We start from the raw sequence: 18,233 nt of genomic DNA, 5'->3' as shown, positions 1-18,233 counted from the left end.
GATATTATGTAGATACAGTAGGAAGAAATAAAAAGGCAATTGCAGAGTATATAAAAAATCAAATGCAAGAAGATATAGCAGGTGATCAAATAAGTTTGAAAGAGTTTATAGACCCGTTTACGGGTGAAGAGGTAGCCAAAGGGAAGAAAAAATAACCCCTTAAGGGGTGCCCTGAAAAACTATAGCAGTTGGCAAACCTTTCAGGGTGTCTTAAGACACAGCAAGTAATATGCCCTTATAGGGCTGAGCAAACCACCCGTTTGACGGGTGGTCATGATTTTTGTTTGATAATAATGTTAAGGATAGTCTAGAAGTAATATGGATAGCAATGAAATACACTATAAAACTATCTTATTTATTGAAAATTATATATTATGTACAAGTTTATATGTTAGAAATTGTTTCAAGTATAGTAGATATAAGCTTATATAGATATATATATAAAGAAAAAAATATATGATAATGCTACATTGATAAAGAATCACTATTAAGATACTTAAATCTTAATAGTGATTTTTTGTAACTTTTATAATATCTGTAATAAATTTATAATATTAATTATTGAGAAATAAAAGGAAAGTTAAAAACTAATATACATAATATGTTATAATATATGAGGATAGATAGGTGGGTGATTGTGTGATAAAGACAAAAGATAAGATAGTATTCTTAACGGTATGTGCTGTTTTAGGTATGATACTTGCCTTTCAATTTAAAACAGTAGTAAACATAGTTGGATATGGAATAATTCCAAATGAAAAGGCTAAGGAACTTTCTATAGAATATAATAAACTACAGGATGAAAAAGATAAACTTAATAAAAAGATTGAAGATATAGATAATAATTTAAAAAAACATCAAAAAACAGAAAGTGAAAAAAGCCAGTACTTAGAAGGTCTATATAAAAATTTAGAAAAGTATAAAATGTTTGTTGGTTATGAAGATGTAAAAGGTAAAGGTATAGTAATAGAGATAAATGATCCACCTATGGAAGCAGAAGTAGGTGATAAAACTAGTAGCATAGTGGCTAACTATGATCTTATATTACAGATAATAACTATACTAAATGACCTAGGAGCAGAAGCAATATCTATTAATGGACAGAGATACACTAATTATACAGAGTTTGAACCGGATGTAAATAATATTAAAATAAATGGGGTAGCGGTATCTCCACCTTTTATAATTAGTGCTATAGGAGATCCAGATGAAATGGAAAGAGGACTACATGTAAAGAGAAATGTGGTTTGGCAGATGGAAAATGAGCTTTTATATGACATTAGAATAAAAAAGATAGATGATATAAAAATACCTAAATATACCCAAATAGATAAATTTAAGTATGCAAAGCCTCATGTAGAAGATAGTGAAGAAGTAAAGGATAAAAATGATAATAAAGTAAAAAGTGAATCAAAAAATAAAAAAAGATAAATAAAAAAGTATAGAAAAAAACTTCCATTTTTCTATACTTTTTTGTTTTTTGGTTAAAATAAAGTCGACGGAGGTGAAATAATGAGAAAAAAAGCTATAATATTATTTGCTTTAACTATTGTAATGATATTGGTATCTTGTAATACTAAGGGAAATAACAAATACAAAGCTCCTAAAACATCTAAACAAAATAAATACAATGAGAAAAATATTTCAAAAAATATTAATATAGATCCAAATATAAATTTTTTTCCAATAAAAGATGATAATGATATGACTAACGATATAATAAGTAATCGTGGTAAGTCACCTGATATAACATTGAATTCTATAAATAATATTAGGAATCAAACTTTAACTGATAACTTATACTCAGAAAACTTAGTTGAAAAATATGAAACTAAGGTACCTGAGGATATAGCTATAGATATTAAATATAATAAATATATTATGCCTTTTGACTATTTGCTTATAACTTCTAAAGAGGCTAAAATATATAAAAGCAATAATATTAACTCAGAAATAATAAAAAAAGCTGAGTACTTATCTAGATTAAAGTTAGAAGGCAAAGTATCATCTTACAAAAATAAAAAAGATAAAGAAAATTGGTATGTAGTATCTTGGAATGAAGATAGTAATATTCAATATGGAGTTATACCAGTTGATAATGGAGAAGCAAGATCATTCAAATTTTATGATATGATTGAACATATAAGAAACTTTGAAGACCAAATTAGTAATAATAGATATGGATATATCTCTAACTATAAAGATGCAAATGGGAAAGCTCCTTTATTAAATGGGAAAGATATAGATAAATATGGTATACAAGCCTATCAAAGTGCTCCAGCATACTATAATCTAGAAAATAAAAATGATTTTAGATATTTTCCAGATGGAATGGTTGTATTTATCATAGATGAAAATAATGAATTTTTTAAAGTAAGAAGCTTACAGTATGAAGGAGAATATTGGATACCTAAAAATTACGTATCTTTTGAAAATAATATTAGAGAATTAAAAAAAGTTATAATTGTAGATACTACAAATCAAAATGAAGCATTATTTGAAAAATCAGGTGATACGTGGACTTTAATAACTTATACTTTAGCTAGTACAGGTGTAAAAGAGAAATATAAGTACGAGACTCCAAGTGGAACATTTAAAGTATTAGAAAAAAAGGATAAGATGTATTATTTAAATGATAAAACAGGAGACTTAGAAGGATATGCACCATATGCTACTAGATTTACAGCTGGAGCATATGTACATGGAGTTCCTATAAATTATGAAGATGAAAAAGATTATACCTCTGAAACTAAAGAATATCTATATACAATAGGTACTATTCCAAGAACTCATAAGTGTGTAAGAAACTATACAAGTCATGCTAAATTTGTATATGATTGGTCAGAAGTTGACAATACTGCTGTAATAGTTATAGATTAAATGATCTATACTACTTTAAAGTCTATATAAATTTATGTACTACAAAAAAACATAAAAAAGTATGGCACATTTAAATGAATATGCTATAATATATATATAAAATTGAGGAAAGGGGAGTTAAAATGAGCATATATAACTATATAAAATGGTTTAATGAAATAAATAAAGAAGATATTCCTGTAGTTGGTGGAAAAGGAGCTAATTTAGGAGAACTAACAATAAAGGGAGTAGATGTTCCACCAGGATTTTGTGTAACTGCATCAGCATACAGTGACTTTATAGAAAAGTCAAACTTACAAAGTGAAATAATAGAGATATTAAAAGATTTAGACGTTGAAGATTCAGCTCAACTACAAACTAAAAGTGCTGAAATAAGAGCATTAGTTATAAGAGCTGAAATACCTAAAGATATAGAAGAAGATATAGTAAAAGCTTACGAAGACTTCAGCAAAAGAGTTAATTTAGAAGATCCTCAAGTTGCTATAAGAAGTTCTGCTACAGCAGAAGATTTACCAGAAGCTTCATTTGCTGGACAACAAGATACTTATTTACACATAAGTGGAATAGAAGAAGTTAAGAGACATATAAAAAGATGTTGGGCATCATTATGGACTGCAAGAGCTATATACTATAGACAAGATCAAGGATTTGACCATGGAGAAGTTTCACTAAGTGTTGTAGTTCAAAAAATGGTTAATAGTAAAATAGCTGGGGTTATGTTTACTGCAAACCCTATAACAAGCAACTCTAATGAAATAATGATAAATGCTAGCTGGGGACTAGGAGAGGCAGTTGTATCAGGAATAGTTACTCCAGATGAATTTATATTAGATAAAACTGCTTTATCAATAACAGAAAGAAATGTAGCTGATAAAAATATAATGGTTATTAAAAATAAAGAAGATGTTGGAACTATAGAAATAAAAGTAGCTGAGTATTTAGGTAGTGAGTATGTAACTAACCAATGTTTAAGCGACTCAGAAGTATCAAACCTTGCTAAGTATGGTATCAAAATAGAAGAGCTATATAAAGCTCCACAAGATATTGAATGGGCTTTAGATGCTGATACTAATGAGCTTTATATACTTCAATCAAGACCAATAACTACTTTAAAAGGGGAGAAAGAAGAAGTGGCAAGTACTCAAACGGAAGAATTAAAATCAATTGCTAGAGGATTAGGCGCTTCACCAGGAATCGGTAGTGGAAAAGTAAAAAATATAAAAGATATAACAGAAATAGAGAGAGTACAAGAAGGAGATATTCTTGTTGCAGTTATGACAAATCCAGATATGGTTCCTGCTATGAGAAGAGCAGCAGCTGTAGTTACTGACGAAGGTGGAAGAACTTGTCATGCTGCTATAGTATCAAGAGAACTAGGAATACCTTGTGTGGTTGGAGCTAAAAATGCTAGTGAAATATTAACAGAAGGAATGGAAGTTACAGTTGATGCAACTAGAGGAGTTGTATATGAAGGAAAAGTATTACAACAAAAGCAAGAAGAAACTCAAAATCAATCTCAAGGTTCAGTTGGATTAAGTGAAGATTTAATTCATCAGTTAGCTCCTATTACAGGAACTAAGATATATATGAATCTTGGAGAACCAGAATTAATAGAGAAATACAAAAACTTACCATTCGATGGAATTGGATTAATGAGAACTGAATTTATATTCACTAATTTAGGAGTACATCCAATGTACTTATTAAAAATAGGTGAAGAACAATTATTTATTGAAAAAATGTCTGAAAGTGTTACAAAAGTTGCACAAGAAGTTTATCCAAAACCACTAGTTGTTAGATTAAGTGACTTTAGAACAAATGAATTTAGAGGATTAAAAGGTGGAGACGAAGTAGAGCCTATAGAAGCTAACCCAATGATAGGATGGAGAGGTGTTTCAAGATACATTTCACCAGACTATATAGAAGGATTTAGACTAGAATGTAGAGCTATCAGAAAAGTAAGAGGAGAATATGGATTAACAAATGTTTATGTAATGCTTCCTTTTGTAAGAACTACTTGGGAATTAATAAAAGTTAAAGAAATAATGGCATCAGAAGGATTAGTACAAAACGAAAACTTCAAAATATGGATTATGGCTGAAGTTCCATCAGTAATCTTCCAAGCAGAAGAATTCGCTCAATTAGTAGATGGATTTAGTATAGGAAGTAATGATTTAACACAATTAACATTAGGAGCAGATAGAGACTCAGGTATATTAAACAGTATGGGATACTTTGACGAAAGAAACCCTGCAGTTAAAAAAGCTATATCAACATTAATAAAAGCTGCTCACAAATATGGAAAAACTGTTTCAATCTGTGGTCAAGGACCATCAACTTATCCAGAACTTGCAGAATTCTTAGTTCAAGAAGGAATTGATAGCATGAGTGTAAACCCAGATACAGTTGCTTATACAAGAAGATTAGTAGCATCAGTTGAACAAAGAATATTATTAAACAAAATAAGAGAATTATAAAATAGATGTATATATAAATAAAGGATGAGCTTTAATTGCTCATCCTTTTTATCTTTTAAGAAAGATAAACTAATATTTGATGTTTGATATTTATATATTAATGATATAATAACAGTGTATAGATAAACGGTTAGTTTTAAATTTGAGGCGATTGAATGGATAAAGAAATAGTAGATATACTAAAAAGCATCCAAAGTAGTATGACAAATTTAGACGGTAAGGTAGATAACTTAGACAATAGAATGGACAAACTAGAGGGCAAAGTGGATAACCTAGACAATAGAATGGATAAGCTAGAGGGTAAAGTGGATAACCTAGACAATAGAATGGATAAGCTAGAGGATAAGGTAGATAAATTAGACAATACAATAGATACTCTACAAGATAAAGTAGTCAGTATAAAATTGACACAGCAAGAACACACATTACTATTAAGATCATTAGAGCATAGTGCAGAAATAAATAAGTCAGAGCATGAAGATATGAAATATGATATAAATACATTAATAGGAAAAGTAGAAAATATTGAAAAAGGGTTAAATTTTGTTGAAATGGCTACTGCTAATAACTGGAGTGAAATAGTAAAATTAAAGTCAATTAAATAGTATGTAAAAAGAATCACATATTATATTTATAGTCTTAGCAACTGCTAAGACTATAATTTTTGTATCTTGACATATACAGTAAAAAAATATATCATAAATAACAAGGTATCTTGCAATACAAGATACCGTATATTACATGCAAGGAGGTAATTATTTGAACAAACAAGAATTTTTAAATAAATTATACGATAACTTAAAAGATATACCTGAAATAGAAAAGAGAGAAATAATGAGAGACTATGAAGAGCATTTTCATATAGGAAAAGAAAGAGGATTGAATGAAGAAGAAATATCAAGAAAATTAGGAGATCCGGAACAAATAGGCAAACAGTATAAGTATAATTCTTTAGTAATTAGAGCTGAAAAAAGTAATAATCCTTTAAATATATTAAAAGTTTTAATCTGTGGAATGGGTTTGGGATTTTTTAACTTAGTCTTAGGGCTGCCTTTACTAATAACTGCAATAGCTTTGCTTATTTCAGGAGCTTTAGTATGTATATCTATGGGTATAGCAGGGGTAGCTATTTCTGTTGGAACGTTATTGGAACCACTAAACTTACCATTCATTAGTATGTTTTATATTCCTAATATAACTAGTAGGTTTATGATACTTTTTTTAGGAATAGGAATAACATGTATAAGTGTTGCATTTACAATAATATTTTGGAAGATAGTACAATACTTTTCAAAAGGTATTTTAAAATACGTAAAAGCAAATGTGAAAATAATTACAGGTTAATCCCTATAAATAAACTGACAAATAGAGAGGATGAAAAGTTTGAACTCACAGTTTAAAAAAGGAGTCTTAGAACTTTGTGTTTTATCTACTCTTTCTAATAAAGATTGTTATGGATATGAACTTGTTGAAACCATATCTAAGAATATACAGATATCAGAAGGAACAATATATCCACTTTTAAGAAAACTAGTAAACGAAGGGTATTGTACAACATATTTAAAAGAATCTCAAGAAGGGCCACCTAGAAAATATTATACTCTTACAGAACTTGGAATAGAAATAAAGGATAATTTAATAGAAGAATGGTATGAATTTGTTGATGGAGTAGAAGGGGTTTTATCTATAAATAAATAGAAAGGAGTGTATTCTATGAAACTAAAAACTATATTTATAATATGTATTGTGGTAGGAATTGGATCTATATTAGCATCAGGAGTATTATACTTTTTAGGAGGAAATGAGATTCTAAAGGTTCGAAATAATGATAAATCTATAAATAAAACAGTGATTAAAGAAGAATTTATAGATAATATACAAACAATAAAAATAAAATCTAGTGTTTCAGATATATATCTAGAATATACTGATACAGATAAATTAAAGTTAGAACTTATAAATCCACTTAAGAGATCAAAAGAACCACTTATAATAAAAAATGATGGTAAAAAATTAAACATAGATGTAAATAAGATATACATAGGCATGGGTAACAATAATATTAACGTATACTCAACTTTAAATGTATATATACCTAAGAAATATAAAGAGAATATTGATATTAGATCGGATGTTGGAAAATTAAATGGAGAATACTCAGGAAAAAACTTAGATTTAAGAGTTGATGTAGGTAATATAGACTTAGAAATAAATGAAATAAAATATGGTAAGATATCTACAGATGTAGGAAATATAAATGTAAAAATAAAAGAAGAAAATGATATAACTTTTGACCTAGAAACGGATGTAGGAAAAATAGAGAATATGTTAAAAAATATAAAAATAAATAGCAAAGAAAATAGTTTACCAGGTATATCACAAAGCTTAAATTTCGATGTAAATAAAGGTGGTAATTTAATAAAATTAAGATCTAATTTAGGAAGTATAAAAGTATATGATTGATAATAAAAGAAGACTAGCTCAGTCATGAAGGTATTTTACAAGGGGATGATGAAATGATTCGTAGAGCAACAATTAATGATTTAAAGTATATATTGGACATATATAATTTTTATGTAATGAACTCTGTATCTTCATTTGATACTAGTATAAGAACTGTGGAAGGTGGAGAAAAGTGGTTTAATGAACATGATGATAAGTATCCTATAATAGTATATGAAGATAACGATATAGAAGGCTGGGCATCATTAAGTAAATGGGCATCTCATGATGGATATATAGGAACAGTTGAACTTTCAATTTATGTAAAGCACGATAGTAAAGGAAAGCAAATAGGAAAAAAATTATTTGAATCTATAATAAAGAAAGCTAAAGAATTAAACTATCATTGTATAATATCTAGAATTACAGAAGGAAATGAAGTAAGTAGAAAAATGCATGAAAACTATGGCTTTACATATATAGGAGTTATGAAAGAAGTTGGTAAAAAATTTGATAAGTATTTAGATGTGCATTTATATCAATATATTATAGAGTAGAAAATGAGAATAATATATTAAATAGAAAACCTCTTTGTATTTAATGTTAGAAAGTTATAAAAATACAAAGAGGTTTTAGTATTTAATTTTTAAATTTATTATTTTTCAGATTATTTCGACCAATTAACTTATGATAATTGAAAGATGTAAATAAAGAATGTATTATTTATATTATAGATAATTCATATAAAATGCATTATATAAGGTGGGAAAGTATATGAAATTAAAGGAGTTATTAAAGAAAAAAATAGCGGTTCTTGATGGTGCAATGGGAACAGCTATTCAAAATTATAAATTAGATGAAAGTGATTATAGGGGAGAAAGATTTAAAGACTCATCTTTTCAACTTAAAGGAAATAATGATGTTTTAGTTTTAACTAAGAAAGATTTAGTAAAAGAGATTCATAAAGGATATCTTGATGCTGGAGCAGATATTATAGAAACTAATACATTTAACTCTAATAGAATATCTCAAAAAGATTATGGTTTAGAAAACATTGTATATGAATTAAATAAAGAAGCTGCCATTATTGCCAAAGAAATAGCGCAAGAATATACAAGGCTAAATCCTAATAAACCAAGATTTGTAGCAGGTTCTGTTGGACCTACTAACAAAACAGCTTCTATATCTCCAGATGTAGAAAACCCAGGATATAGAGGAGTAACATTTGATGAACTTGTAGAAACATATAAAGAACAAGTTGAGGGACTTATAGATGGTGGAGTAGATGCTATTCTTATAGAGACTATATTTGATACATTAAATGCAAGAGCTGCTATATATGCTGTGAATCTTATAAATGAAGAAAAAAATATTGAGATGCCTATTATGATATCAGGTACTCTTACAGATAGAAGTAGAAGAACTCTTTCAGGTCAAACACTGGAGGCCTTTTTAGCTAGTATTAAAAATGATTATGTTATATCAGTAGGACTTAACTGTTCATTTGGAGCTAAAGAACTTATTCCATTTATTAAAAAGCTTTCAAAAACAGCACCATACTATATAAGTGTATATCCAAATGCTGGTCTGCCTAATAGATTTGGTGAGTATGATGAGAAGCCAGAAGAAACAGTTAAATATTTAAAAGAACTTGTAGAAGAAGAACATATAAATATAGTTGGTGGGTGTTGTGGAACAACATATAACCATATAAAAGCTATATCGAAGCTTGTAGAAGATAAAAATCCTCGTTTGATTCCAGATATAAAAACAGAAACTATTCTTGCAGGACTTGAAGTTATTAAGGTTTCAAGGGAAAATAATTTTTTAAATATAGGAGAAAGAACTAATGTTGCAGGTTCTAAAAAGTTTGCAAGACTTATAAGAGAAAAAAAGTACGAAGAAGCACTTGCTATAGCAAGAGAACAAGTAGAAAATGGAGCTCAAGCAATAGATGTTAACTTTGATGATGGAATGTTAAATTCTGAGGAAGAAATGGATATTTTTTTAAAACTACTTGCATCAGAGCCAGAAATTTCTAGGGTTCCTATCATGATAGATTCTTCAAAGTTTTCAGTCATACTAAGCGGACTTAAAGCTATACAAGGAAAGCCAGTGGTAAACTCTATAAGTCTTAAAAATGGAGAAGAAGAATTTATTGAACAAGCTAGTATTATAAAAAGGTTTGGTGCTGCTGTAGTAGTTATGGCTTTTGATGAAAAAGGACAAGCAGATAATTACAATAGAAAGATAGAAGTGTGTAAAAGAGCATATGATATACTGGTTGAAAAAGTAAAGTTTCCAAGAGAAGACATAATATTTGATCCCAATATATTAGCTATAGCAACAGGGATAGAAGAACATAATAGCTATGGAGTAGACTTTATAAGAGCCACTAAATGGATAAAAGAAAATTTACCTGGAGCTAAAATATCAGGTGGACTTTCTAATCTCTCATTTTCTTTTAGAGGAAATAATGTAATAAGAGAAGCTATTCATTCAGTATTTTTATATCATGCTATAGAAGCTGGTATGGATATGGCTATATTAAATCCTGGTATGATTCAAATATATGATGAAATAGATAAAGAACTTCTAAAAAAAGTTGAAGCGGTAGTTTTAAATACTCATAAAGGTGCTGCTGAGGAACTTATAGAGTTTGCAGAAAGTTATAAAGATTCTTCGGAAAAAGAAGAAGAGAATAAGTTAAAGTGGAGAGAAGAAAATGTAAGTGAAAGACTTAAATATTCTCTTATTAAGGGTATAACAGATTTTATTGAACAAGATGTTGAAGAAGCAAGACAAAGTTATGATAAAGCTCTTGAAGTTATAGAAGGACCCCTTATGGATGGAATGAAAGTAGTAGGAGATTTATTTGGAGAAGGAAAGATGTTTTTACCTCAGGTTGTTAAAAGTGCAAGAGTTATGAAAAAAGCAGTAAGTGTTCTAATGCCCTATATAGAAAATGAAAAAGATACAAAAGGTAAAGGGGCAGGGAAAATACTTCTTGCAACTGTTAAAGGAGATGTACACGATATAGGTAAAAATATAGTTGGAGTAGTTCTTGCTTGTAATAACTTTGAAGTTATAGATCTCGGTATAATGGTAACTGCTGAAGAAATCATAAGAGTTGCAAAAGAAGAAAATGTAGATGTTATAGGGTTAAGTGGACTTATAACTCCTTCACTTGATGAAATGGTAAATGTAGCAGAACTTATGGAGAAAGAAGGACTAGATATACCTATAATGATAGGAGGTGCTACAACTTCAAAAGTTCACACAGCAGTAAAAATATCTCCACAATATAGGGGAAGAGTAGTATATTCATTAGATGCTTCAAAATCAGTTGAAGTAGCTAAGAATCTTGCAGATAAAGATAAAAGAGAACCTTATCTTGAAAAGATTAAAAAAGAATATTCTTCTTTAAGAGATACTTATTTGAATAAAGAACAAAACTTAATTTCATTAAGAGAGGCTAGAAATAAAAAGCTAAACATAGATTGGGATAACATGAATTTAAAGATACCTGAATTTATAGGGGTTAGAAGGATAAATCTTTCAGTAAAGGAACTTAGAAAATATATTGATTGGACTTATTTCTTTATAGAATGGGGAATGAGAAAGAAATATCCTATGGTAATAGAAGATGAAAAATACGGAGAAGAAGCAAAAAAATTGATCAAGGATGCAAATAACATCCTAGATGAATTAGAAAAAGATGAAAAGTTAGTTCCAAATGGTGTATTTGGAATATTTAAAGCAAATTCAGTAGGAGAAGATATAGAAGTATATAATGAAAAAGGAGATATCTTAGAGATATTCAATAATTTAAGAAGACAAAGATTAAACGAAAATGGTAACTGTTTATCTATAGGGGATTTTATAGCATCAAAAGAAAGTAATAAAGAAGACTTTATAGGTGCATTTATTGTTACATCAGGAAATAGAATAGAAGAGCTTTATAATAACTATAAGAATAATAACGATGAATATAATGCAATAATGATAAAGATATTAGGAAATAGACTAGCAGAAGCTTTTGCAGAAGCTCTAAATAAAAAACTATGGAAAGATTATTGGTCATTTGAAAATACTATGGGAATTAGACCAGCATTCGGTTATCCTTCACTTCCGGATCATTCGGAAAAGACAAAGCTATTTAATTTGCTAAATGGAAGTGAAAATACTGATGTGATATTAACAGAAACATATATGATGAAACCAGTGGGAAGTGTATGTGGTCTATATTTTACTCATGAATTTGCAAGCTATTTTTCTGTAGATAATATAGATGAAGAACAGATAGTAGATTATGCAAAAAGAAAAGGTAAAGATTTAGAATTTATTAAAAGGATGCTAGGGAATAACTATAAGGAAAGATAATCATTAGAAGCTTATAAATGTAAACAGTATATTAATCGTGTAAGATTGATAGAGAAAAAAATATTATATTAAAAATTAAATGAATTTTAAAATAATAAAAGTCGACTTAAATAGCCGACTTTTATTATTTATTTAGAATGCAGGAACAACCCCGCCTTTATAGTTTTCTTCAATATATTTTTTAACTTTATCTGATTGTAAAGCTTTTAAAAGAGCTTTAAGGTTTTCGTTGTTTTCTTCTCCTTTTCTTACAGCTATGATGTTAGCATATGGAGATTCTTTTCCTTCTAAAACTAAATCATCTTTTTTATCTTTACTAACAGTTAAAGCATCTTTTGTAGGAACTAACCCAGCATCTAAAGCAAAGTTTCCGTTTATAACGGCAGCATCAACATCTTTTAAAGTTCTAGGAATTTGAGCAGCATCTAATTCTTCAAATTTTAGTTTTTTAGGGTTTTTGTCTATATCGTTACTTGTAGCCGTAAGGCCTGCATTTTCTTTAAGCTTGATTAATCCTTGATTTTGAAGAAGTAACAAAGCTCTACCACCATTAGTTGGATCGTTAGGAATTGCTATAGTAGCTCCATCTTTAAGTTCATCTAATGATTTTATAGATTCAGAATATAGTCCCAAAGGCTCAACGTGTACTTGTCCTAAAGATACTAAATCTACTCCCTTTGCTTCAATAAATTCATCTAAATAAGGCTTATGTTGAAAAAAGTTTGCATCTAATTGTTTATCGTTTAAAGCTATATTTGGTTGAACATAGTCATTAAATTCTTTAATTTCTAAAATAATTCCTTGTTCTTTTAAATCATCTTTTACTAAGTTTAATAATTCAGAATGAGGTACTGGTGAAGCACCTACTTTTAAAACAACTTCTTTTTTAGTTTCATTACCATTTTGAGAAGCTTCAGATTTTTTATTATCTGGAGATTCTTTTGAGCATCCACTTACAATAAGGCCAGTTATAAGAGTAAAAACAAGTAGTAAGACACTTAAAGATTTTTTCATTGAAAATTCCCCCTTAATTAATTTATCTTTTTTTGCTAATAGCTAATGCTATTATGTTTCCTAAAAATTGTATAGCTTGTACTAAAACTATTAAAACTATCACTGCGACAACCATTAGATCACTTTGGAATCTATAATATCCATAGTTTATAGCTAAGTTTCCAAGTCCACCACCACCTAAGGCTCCTGCCATAGCGGAATATCCTATTAAATTTATAATAGTTAGAGTAACATTACTTACTAAAGAAGGCATAGCTTCTGGTAGTAATACTTTAAATATAACTTGGGAAGTTGTAGATCCCATAGATAATGAAGCTTCTATTAATCCATTATCTACTTCTCTTAAAGAGCTTTCTATAACTCTAGCTACGAAAGGTGTAGCTGAAATAGCTAACGGTATTATAGTTGCAGTAGTTCCTATTGTTGTTCCTACAATTACACGAGACAATGGGAAAACTAAAATCATAAGAATTAAAAATGGAAAAGATCTACAAACATTTATAATAGTACCTAGTACTGAATTTATTATAGGTTTTTCCCATAAACCGCCTTTTTCAGTTATAACTAATAATATACCAAGAGGTAATCCTAGTAAAACAGAAATTATAGTAGAAACTGATACCATATATAAAGTTTCCCAAAGTGCTGGCAATAGTAGAGATGTTATATTATCCATTCCAGATCACCTCCAAAGATATATCTTGATCATTTAGCCAATCTATTGCTTTACTTATTTCTTCTTTTTCACCAGTGATTTGAACTACTAAATGGCCTACGGAAGTACTCATAAGCTCATTTATATCTCCAGAAATAATATTTATATCTATTTTAAAACTCCTTATTAAATCAGTTATTATAGGTTTCTTAGCAGATTCTCCTAAGTAACTAAGCTTTATAACTTTAGAGTTAGGAACTTTAGGAAAAACTATTTCACTTTGACTACTAGGATGAATATGAGATACGAAAGCTTTGGCTGTTTCGGTTTTCGGTCTTGCAAAAACTTCTTCAACTGTATCAAGCTCAATTATTTCTCCGTTTTCTATAATCGCCACTCTATTGCATATTTCACGAATAACTTCCATCTGATGAGTTATAAGAACTACAGTTAATCCGAATTTTTGTTGAATTTCTTTTAACAGATTTAATATGGATTTTGTAGTTTGAGGATCGAGAGCAGAAGTAGCCTCATCACAAAGAAGAATCTTAGGATTATTTGCTAATGCACGAGCTATAGCTACTCTTTGTTTTTGTCCGCCACTTAATTGTGATGGATAAGCATTTACTTTATCACTTAGTCCTACAAGAGATAACAATTCTAACACTCTATCCTTTATTTGATCTTTACTTAATCCTGCAATTTCTAATGGATAAGCAATGTTTCCAAATACAGTTCTAGAGCTTAATAAATTAAAGTGTTGGAAAATCATTCCGATTTCTTTTCTAAGATTTCTTAATTGTTTTTTATTAAGTTTAGTTATTTCTATACCATCTATGATTATAGAACCATCAGTAGGATCTTCTAGTCTATTTAAAGTTCTTATAAGAGAAGACTTACCAGCGCCACTTAATCCTATTATTCCAAATATTTCTCCTTTAGGAATTTCTAAGTTTACATCTTTTACAGCATGAACTGTATTTTCTTTTATTTTATATACTTTATTTAAGTTTTTTATACTTATCATTTGTGTCACCTCACTTACTGAATATTATGAATAATGTTAAAATTAAAATTGGATACTAAAAAAGCCTCTTTCTACGAAAGAGGCACATTAAACCTAAACGACCTCTCTCATCTTTCAGCATATGCCGCAGGAATTAGCACCTTGTGATTACACACTGGTTGCCGGGCTTCATAGGGCCAGTCCCTCCACCTCTCTAGATAAGAGTATATTATCCTAAATATTTCAACTATACTTTACATTCTAACAACTATTCTAATTTTTATGTTGAGGATTGTCAAGAGGTTGAAAGAATAAAATTTCATAAAAAATCTCAATATCCAATTATTCATATATATATACTTTGAATATAGAGAACATAAGCTTTTGAAAAGATTTTAAGAAAATAGATACTATATTATTAATAATGCTTTTTTATTAGAGTACCAATATTTAACTAAACTACATATTTTAAAGTAAAAGACATAAATAGGGGATGATATCCTTGACAACAATAGAAAGAGTAAAAGAGTCAGAGTTAGCCGATCTATCTAGACTTTACTATCAGCTTGTTAGTAAAAATACTAATATAAATACATTAAAAAAGGTTTTTAATAAAATAAAATCTAATCCTAGTCATTATTTACTTGGAGTAAAAATTAATAAAAAGTTAGTTGGAACAGCAACTGTCATACTATGCAATGATTTAACAGGAGAATGTAGACCTTTTATAGTTGTTGAAAATGTTATTATAGATGAAAACTACAGAGGGAAAGGTTATGGAAAAATGCTTTTTAAAAAAATAGAACAAATTGCCAATGAAAACAATTGCCACTATATAATTGTAGTTTCTAATAAAAGTAGAAAAATTTCACATAAATTTTATACTAATTTAGGATTTAATAGTAAAGATAATTTAGCTTTCAAAAAATATCTTAAATAAATATAGTTATAAACTAATTTTTACTTAAAAATTCGTAAAATCTTATATGTTTATATAAATATAAGATTTTACGAATTTATTATTTTATGAAATTTTGCAATTTAAATATATTTTTATTGTGAGAAAACTATATATTAGTGAAAAACATCAAAAAATCCAGTTTTTTATGTAATAAAATAATATGTTTTGAGACAAACTAGTAAAGGATAATTAAAAAAAGAAGGGAGAGTTTTTTATGGCTTTACAAAACACACTTAATTTAAGTCAAATAAGTCAAATTGAATTACAAAATTTAAGAGAGATTGTAAGTTCACATCAGTTAATGGGAAAAAAATTAAATGAGTATGCTAACCAATGTGAAGATGCTCAAATAAAGCAAATGTTTCAACAAGCTGCTCAAGAAGCAAATACTACTGCTCAAAGCTTAATTCAATCATTATAATAAGGAGGTAGAATAATATGCAAGAAAAAGAAATAGTTAATGACGTTTTATCTATGACTAAATCAAGTATGAACACTTATGAAGTAGCTATATCTGAGTGTTCAAATCAACAATTAAGAAGTGCTTTACAACAATTAAGGGATGGAGCTGAACAATTTCAATATCAACTATACCAAATAGCTGAGAAAAAAGGATACTATGCACCAGCTCAAGCAGCTACTCAACAAGAAATTCAAGACGTTAAAAGTAATTTAATGCAAGGATAAGTTTTATGTTAGAAGGACTCTTTTGAGTCCTTTTATTTTTGCAATTATGCTAAAAATTATGATAAATTAATATATGATAAGTATAGTTAAAATAAAAAACTAATAATAACTAATAAGACTAAATTTATATTGATTTTTTTATTTATTCATGATAACATACTTTAAAGAACCTTTAATCTAATCCAGAGAGATTGGGAAGGAAAGTTATTATGAATAGGATAATTATGTCTGTCTATAAGTATACATAGAATTTTATAGTATATATACTTAAGACGTGAATGAGATAACTATGCCTTCCCGTAAAAAGGAAGGCTTTTTTTATTGCAAACCTTTAAACTAGTCCTGTGAGACTGAAAAGGAGGAGATATTATGTTAAAAGGAAGACATTTAATAGAACCAATGGATTTTAGTATAGATGAACTTGAAGAAATATTTAATCTTGCAGATGAGATTATAGCAAATCCAGAAAACTTTAAAGATATATGTAATGGAAAACTTTTAGCAACACTTTTTTATGAACCAAGTACAAGAACTAGATTCAGCTTTGAAGCAGCAATGTATAGATTAGGTGGAAAAGTAATAGGATTTTCAGAACCTAATTCAAGCTCAGTAGCTAAGGGAGAAAGTATAGCAGATACTATAAGAACTATAGGTTGCTATGCTGATATTGCTGTAATGAGACATCCAAAAGAAGGAGCACCAAAGGTAGCTTCATTTTATTCTAACATACCTGTAATAAATGCTGGAGATGGTGGTCATCAGCATCCTACACAAACATTAACAGATCTTTTAACTATAAGAGCTATTAAAGGAAAACTATCCAATCTAACAATAGGCTTTTGTGGAGATTTAAAATTTGGAAGAACTGTTCATTCACTTATAAAAGCCATGTCAAGATATGAAAATATAAAGTTTATACTAGTTTCTCCAGAGGAACTAAAGGTCCCTGAATATATTAAGAAAGAAGTATTAGAAAAAAATAATATAGAATTTGAAGAAATAGAAAAACTAGAAGATAGTATACAAAAACTAGATATACTTTATATGACCAGAGTCCAAAAAGAAAGATTTTTCAACGAAGAAGACTATATAAGATTAAAAGATAGCTATATATTAGATAAAGAAAAAATGAATAATGCAAAAAAGGATATGATAGTACTTCATCCACTACCAAGAGTAAATGAAATATCATATGAAGTAGATGAAGATCCTAGAGCATGTTACTTTAAACAAGCACAGTATGGAATGTATGTAAGAATGGCTTTAATAGCTAAATTACTGGGGGTGTGCTAAATGGTAAGTATAAATAGTATAAAAAGAGGAGTAGTCATAGACCATATTAAAGCAGGATATGGAATAAAAATATATAACTATTTAGGACTTGATAAAGCAGAATTTACAGTAGCACTTATAAAAAATGCTCCTAGTAATAAAAAAGAAAGAAAAGACATTATAAAGATTGAAAATGCTATAGACATAGATTTTACAGTATTAGGACTTATAGATCCTAACATAACAATAAATATCATAGAAGATGAAGTTATAAAGAAAAAAATAAAGTTAAGTACCCCAAATAGAGTAGAAGATGTTATCAAGTGTAAAAATCCAAGATGTGTCACATCAGTAGAAGCAAATATTCCACATGTATTCTTTTTACTAGATGAAGAAAAAGGACAATACAAGTGTCAATATTGTGATGAACTGCACACTTTTTCGGAGGTGTAAGAT

Annotated in this window: 18 protein-coding genes, 1 pseudogene and 1 riboswitch; of the genes and pseudogenes, 16 read left to right on the top strand and 3 right to left on the bottom strand. The window is 28.5% G+C overall.

Annotation, left to right across the window (positions count from 1 at the left end; genetic code table 11):
• From CLPU_RS14940 to metH, 11 genes and pseudogenes are all read left to right on the top strand, one after another.
• A pseudogene (locus CLPU_RS14940) lies at window positions 1-155 on the top strand (IS200/IS605 family transposase); the annotation flags it as partial.
• A 125-nt stretch (window positions 156-280) separates the two neighbouring features.
• On the top strand, window positions 281-460 hold the full coding sequence (locus CLPU_RS14935) for a hypothetical protein (protein WP_050378707.1): 180 nt from the start codon (window positions 281-283) through the stop codon (window positions 458-460).
• Between the two features lie 179 nt (window positions 461-639).
• Complete coding sequence (locus CLPU_RS14930) at window positions 640-1,431, top strand: DUF881 domain-containing protein (protein WP_050378705.1); 792 nt, start codon at window positions 640-642, stop codon at window positions 1,429-1,431.
• Window positions 1,432-1,512: 81 nt separating this feature from the next.
• Entirely contained in the window at window positions 1,513-2,880 is a 1,368-nt protein-coding gene (locus CLPU_RS14925; RefSeq protein ID WP_050378702.1) for a L,D-transpeptidase, read from the top strand.
• Between the two features lie 122 nt (window positions 2,881-3,002).
• A complete protein-coding gene (gene ppsA / locus CLPU_RS14920; RefSeq protein ID WP_050378700.1) occupies window positions 3,003-5,357 on the top strand; it encodes a phosphoenolpyruvate synthase in 2,355 nt (784 codons plus the stop codon).
• A 155-nt stretch (window positions 5,358-5,512) separates the two neighbouring features.
• Window positions 5,513-5,962: a coiled-coil domain-containing protein gene (locus tag CLPU_RS14915; RefSeq protein ID WP_050378698.1), complete on the top strand. Its 450-nt coding sequence runs from the start codon at window positions 5,513-5,515 to the stop codon at window positions 5,960-5,962.
• A 154-nt stretch (window positions 5,963-6,116) separates the two neighbouring features.
• Entirely contained in the window at window positions 6,117-6,701 is a 585-nt protein-coding gene (locus tag CLPU_RS14910) for a DUF1700 domain-containing protein (RefSeq protein WP_050378696.1), read from the top strand.
• A gap of 30 nt (window positions 6,702-6,731) precedes the next feature.
• The gene (locus CLPU_RS14905; protein ID WP_479691165.1) at window positions 6,732-7,055 is read left to right on the top strand and encodes a PadR family transcriptional regulator; all 324 of its coding nucleotides are present in this window, start codon (window positions 6,732-6,734) and stop codon (window positions 7,053-7,055) included.
• A gap of 15 nt (window positions 7,056-7,070) precedes the next feature.
• On the top strand, window positions 7,071-7,820 hold the full coding sequence (locus CLPU_RS14900; protein WP_050378692.1) for a DUF4097 family beta strand repeat-containing protein: 750 nt from the start codon (window positions 7,071-7,073) through the stop codon (window positions 7,818-7,820).
• 53 nt (window positions 7,821-7,873) lie between these two features.
• Complete coding sequence (locus CLPU_RS14895) at window positions 7,874-8,356, top strand: GNAT family N-acetyltransferase (protein ID WP_050378690.1); 483 nt, start codon at window positions 7,874-7,876, stop codon at window positions 8,354-8,356.
• Window positions 8,357-8,573: 217 nt separating this feature from the next.
• Complete coding sequence (metH, locus tag CLPU_RS14890) at window positions 8,574-12,182, top strand: methionine synthase (RefSeq protein WP_050378688.1); 3,609 nt, start codon at window positions 8,574-8,576, stop codon at window positions 12,180-12,182.
• A gap of 132 nt (window positions 12,183-12,314) precedes the next feature.
• Here metH and CLPU_RS14885 read toward each other — a convergent pair whose 3' ends face one another.
• Genes CLPU_RS14885 through CLPU_RS14875 form a run of 3 tightly spaced genes read right to left on the bottom strand, consistent with a single transcriptional unit; the run spans window position 12,315 to window position 14,878 of the window.
• The gene (locus CLPU_RS14885; RefSeq protein ID WP_050378686.1) at window positions 12,315-13,196 is read right to left on the bottom strand and encodes a MetQ/NlpA family ABC transporter substrate-binding protein; all 882 of its coding nucleotides are present in this window, start codon (window positions 13,194-13,196) and stop codon (window positions 12,315-12,317) included.
• Between the two features lie 22 nt (window positions 13,197-13,218).
• On the bottom strand, window positions 13,219-13,872 hold the full coding sequence (locus CLPU_RS14880) for a methionine ABC transporter permease (protein WP_050378684.1): 654 nt from the start codon (window positions 13,870-13,872) through the stop codon (window positions 13,219-13,221).
• Window positions 13,865-14,878 carry a methionine ABC transporter ATP-binding protein gene (locus CLPU_RS14875; protein WP_050378682.1) on the bottom strand — a complete coding sequence of 338 codons (1,014 nt, stop codon included), beginning with the start codon at window positions 14,876-14,878 and terminating at the stop codon, window positions 13,865-13,867. The genes CLPU_RS14880 and CLPU_RS14875 overlap by 8 nt, the downstream gene beginning before the upstream one ends.
• A 104-nt stretch (window positions 14,879-14,982) precedes the next feature.
• A riboswitch (SAM riboswitch) is annotated at window positions 14,983-15,082 on the bottom strand.
• 277 nt (window positions 15,083-15,359) lie between these two features.
• Between CLPU_RS14875 and CLPU_RS14870 the strand changes: the two genes are divergently transcribed.
• From CLPU_RS14870 to CLPU_RS14850, 5 genes are all read left to right on the top strand, one after another.
• Window positions 15,360-15,797, top strand: a complete 438-nt coding sequence (locus CLPU_RS14870; RefSeq protein ID WP_050378680.1) for a GNAT family N-acetyltransferase — start codon at window positions 15,360-15,362, stop codon at window positions 15,795-15,797.
• 235 nt (window positions 15,798-16,032) lie between these two features.
• The gene (locus tag CLPU_RS14865; protein WP_050378678.1) at window positions 16,033-16,239 is read left to right on the top strand and encodes a hypothetical protein; all 207 of its coding nucleotides are present in this window, start codon (window positions 16,033-16,035) and stop codon (window positions 16,237-16,239) included.
• A 17-nt stretch (window positions 16,240-16,256) separates the two neighbouring features.
• Complete coding sequence (locus tag CLPU_RS14860) at window positions 16,257-16,505, top strand: spore coat protein (protein ID WP_050378676.1); 249 nt, start codon at window positions 16,257-16,259, stop codon at window positions 16,503-16,505.
• A 369-nt stretch (window positions 16,506-16,874) separates the two neighbouring features.
• Window positions 16,875-17,798: an aspartate carbamoyltransferase gene (gene pyrB, locus CLPU_RS14855; RefSeq protein ID WP_050378674.1), complete on the top strand. Its 924-nt coding sequence runs from the start codon at window positions 16,875-16,877 to the stop codon at window positions 17,796-17,798.
• Window positions 17,799-18,230, top strand: a complete 432-nt coding sequence (locus CLPU_RS14850; RefSeq protein WP_050378673.1) for an aspartate carbamoyltransferase regulatory subunit — start codon at window positions 17,799-17,801, stop codon at window positions 18,228-18,230.
• Window positions 18,231-18,233: the final 3 nt, after the last annotated feature.

The organism is Gottschalkia purinilytica (assembly GCF_001190785.1).
GTDB lineage: Bacteria > Bacillota > Clostridia > Tissierellales > Gottschalkiaceae > Gottschalkia_A > Gottschalkia_A purinilytica.
The sequence above is the reverse complement of the archived record's forward strand: the minus strand, read 5'-3'. Positions and strand labels throughout refer to the sequence as shown.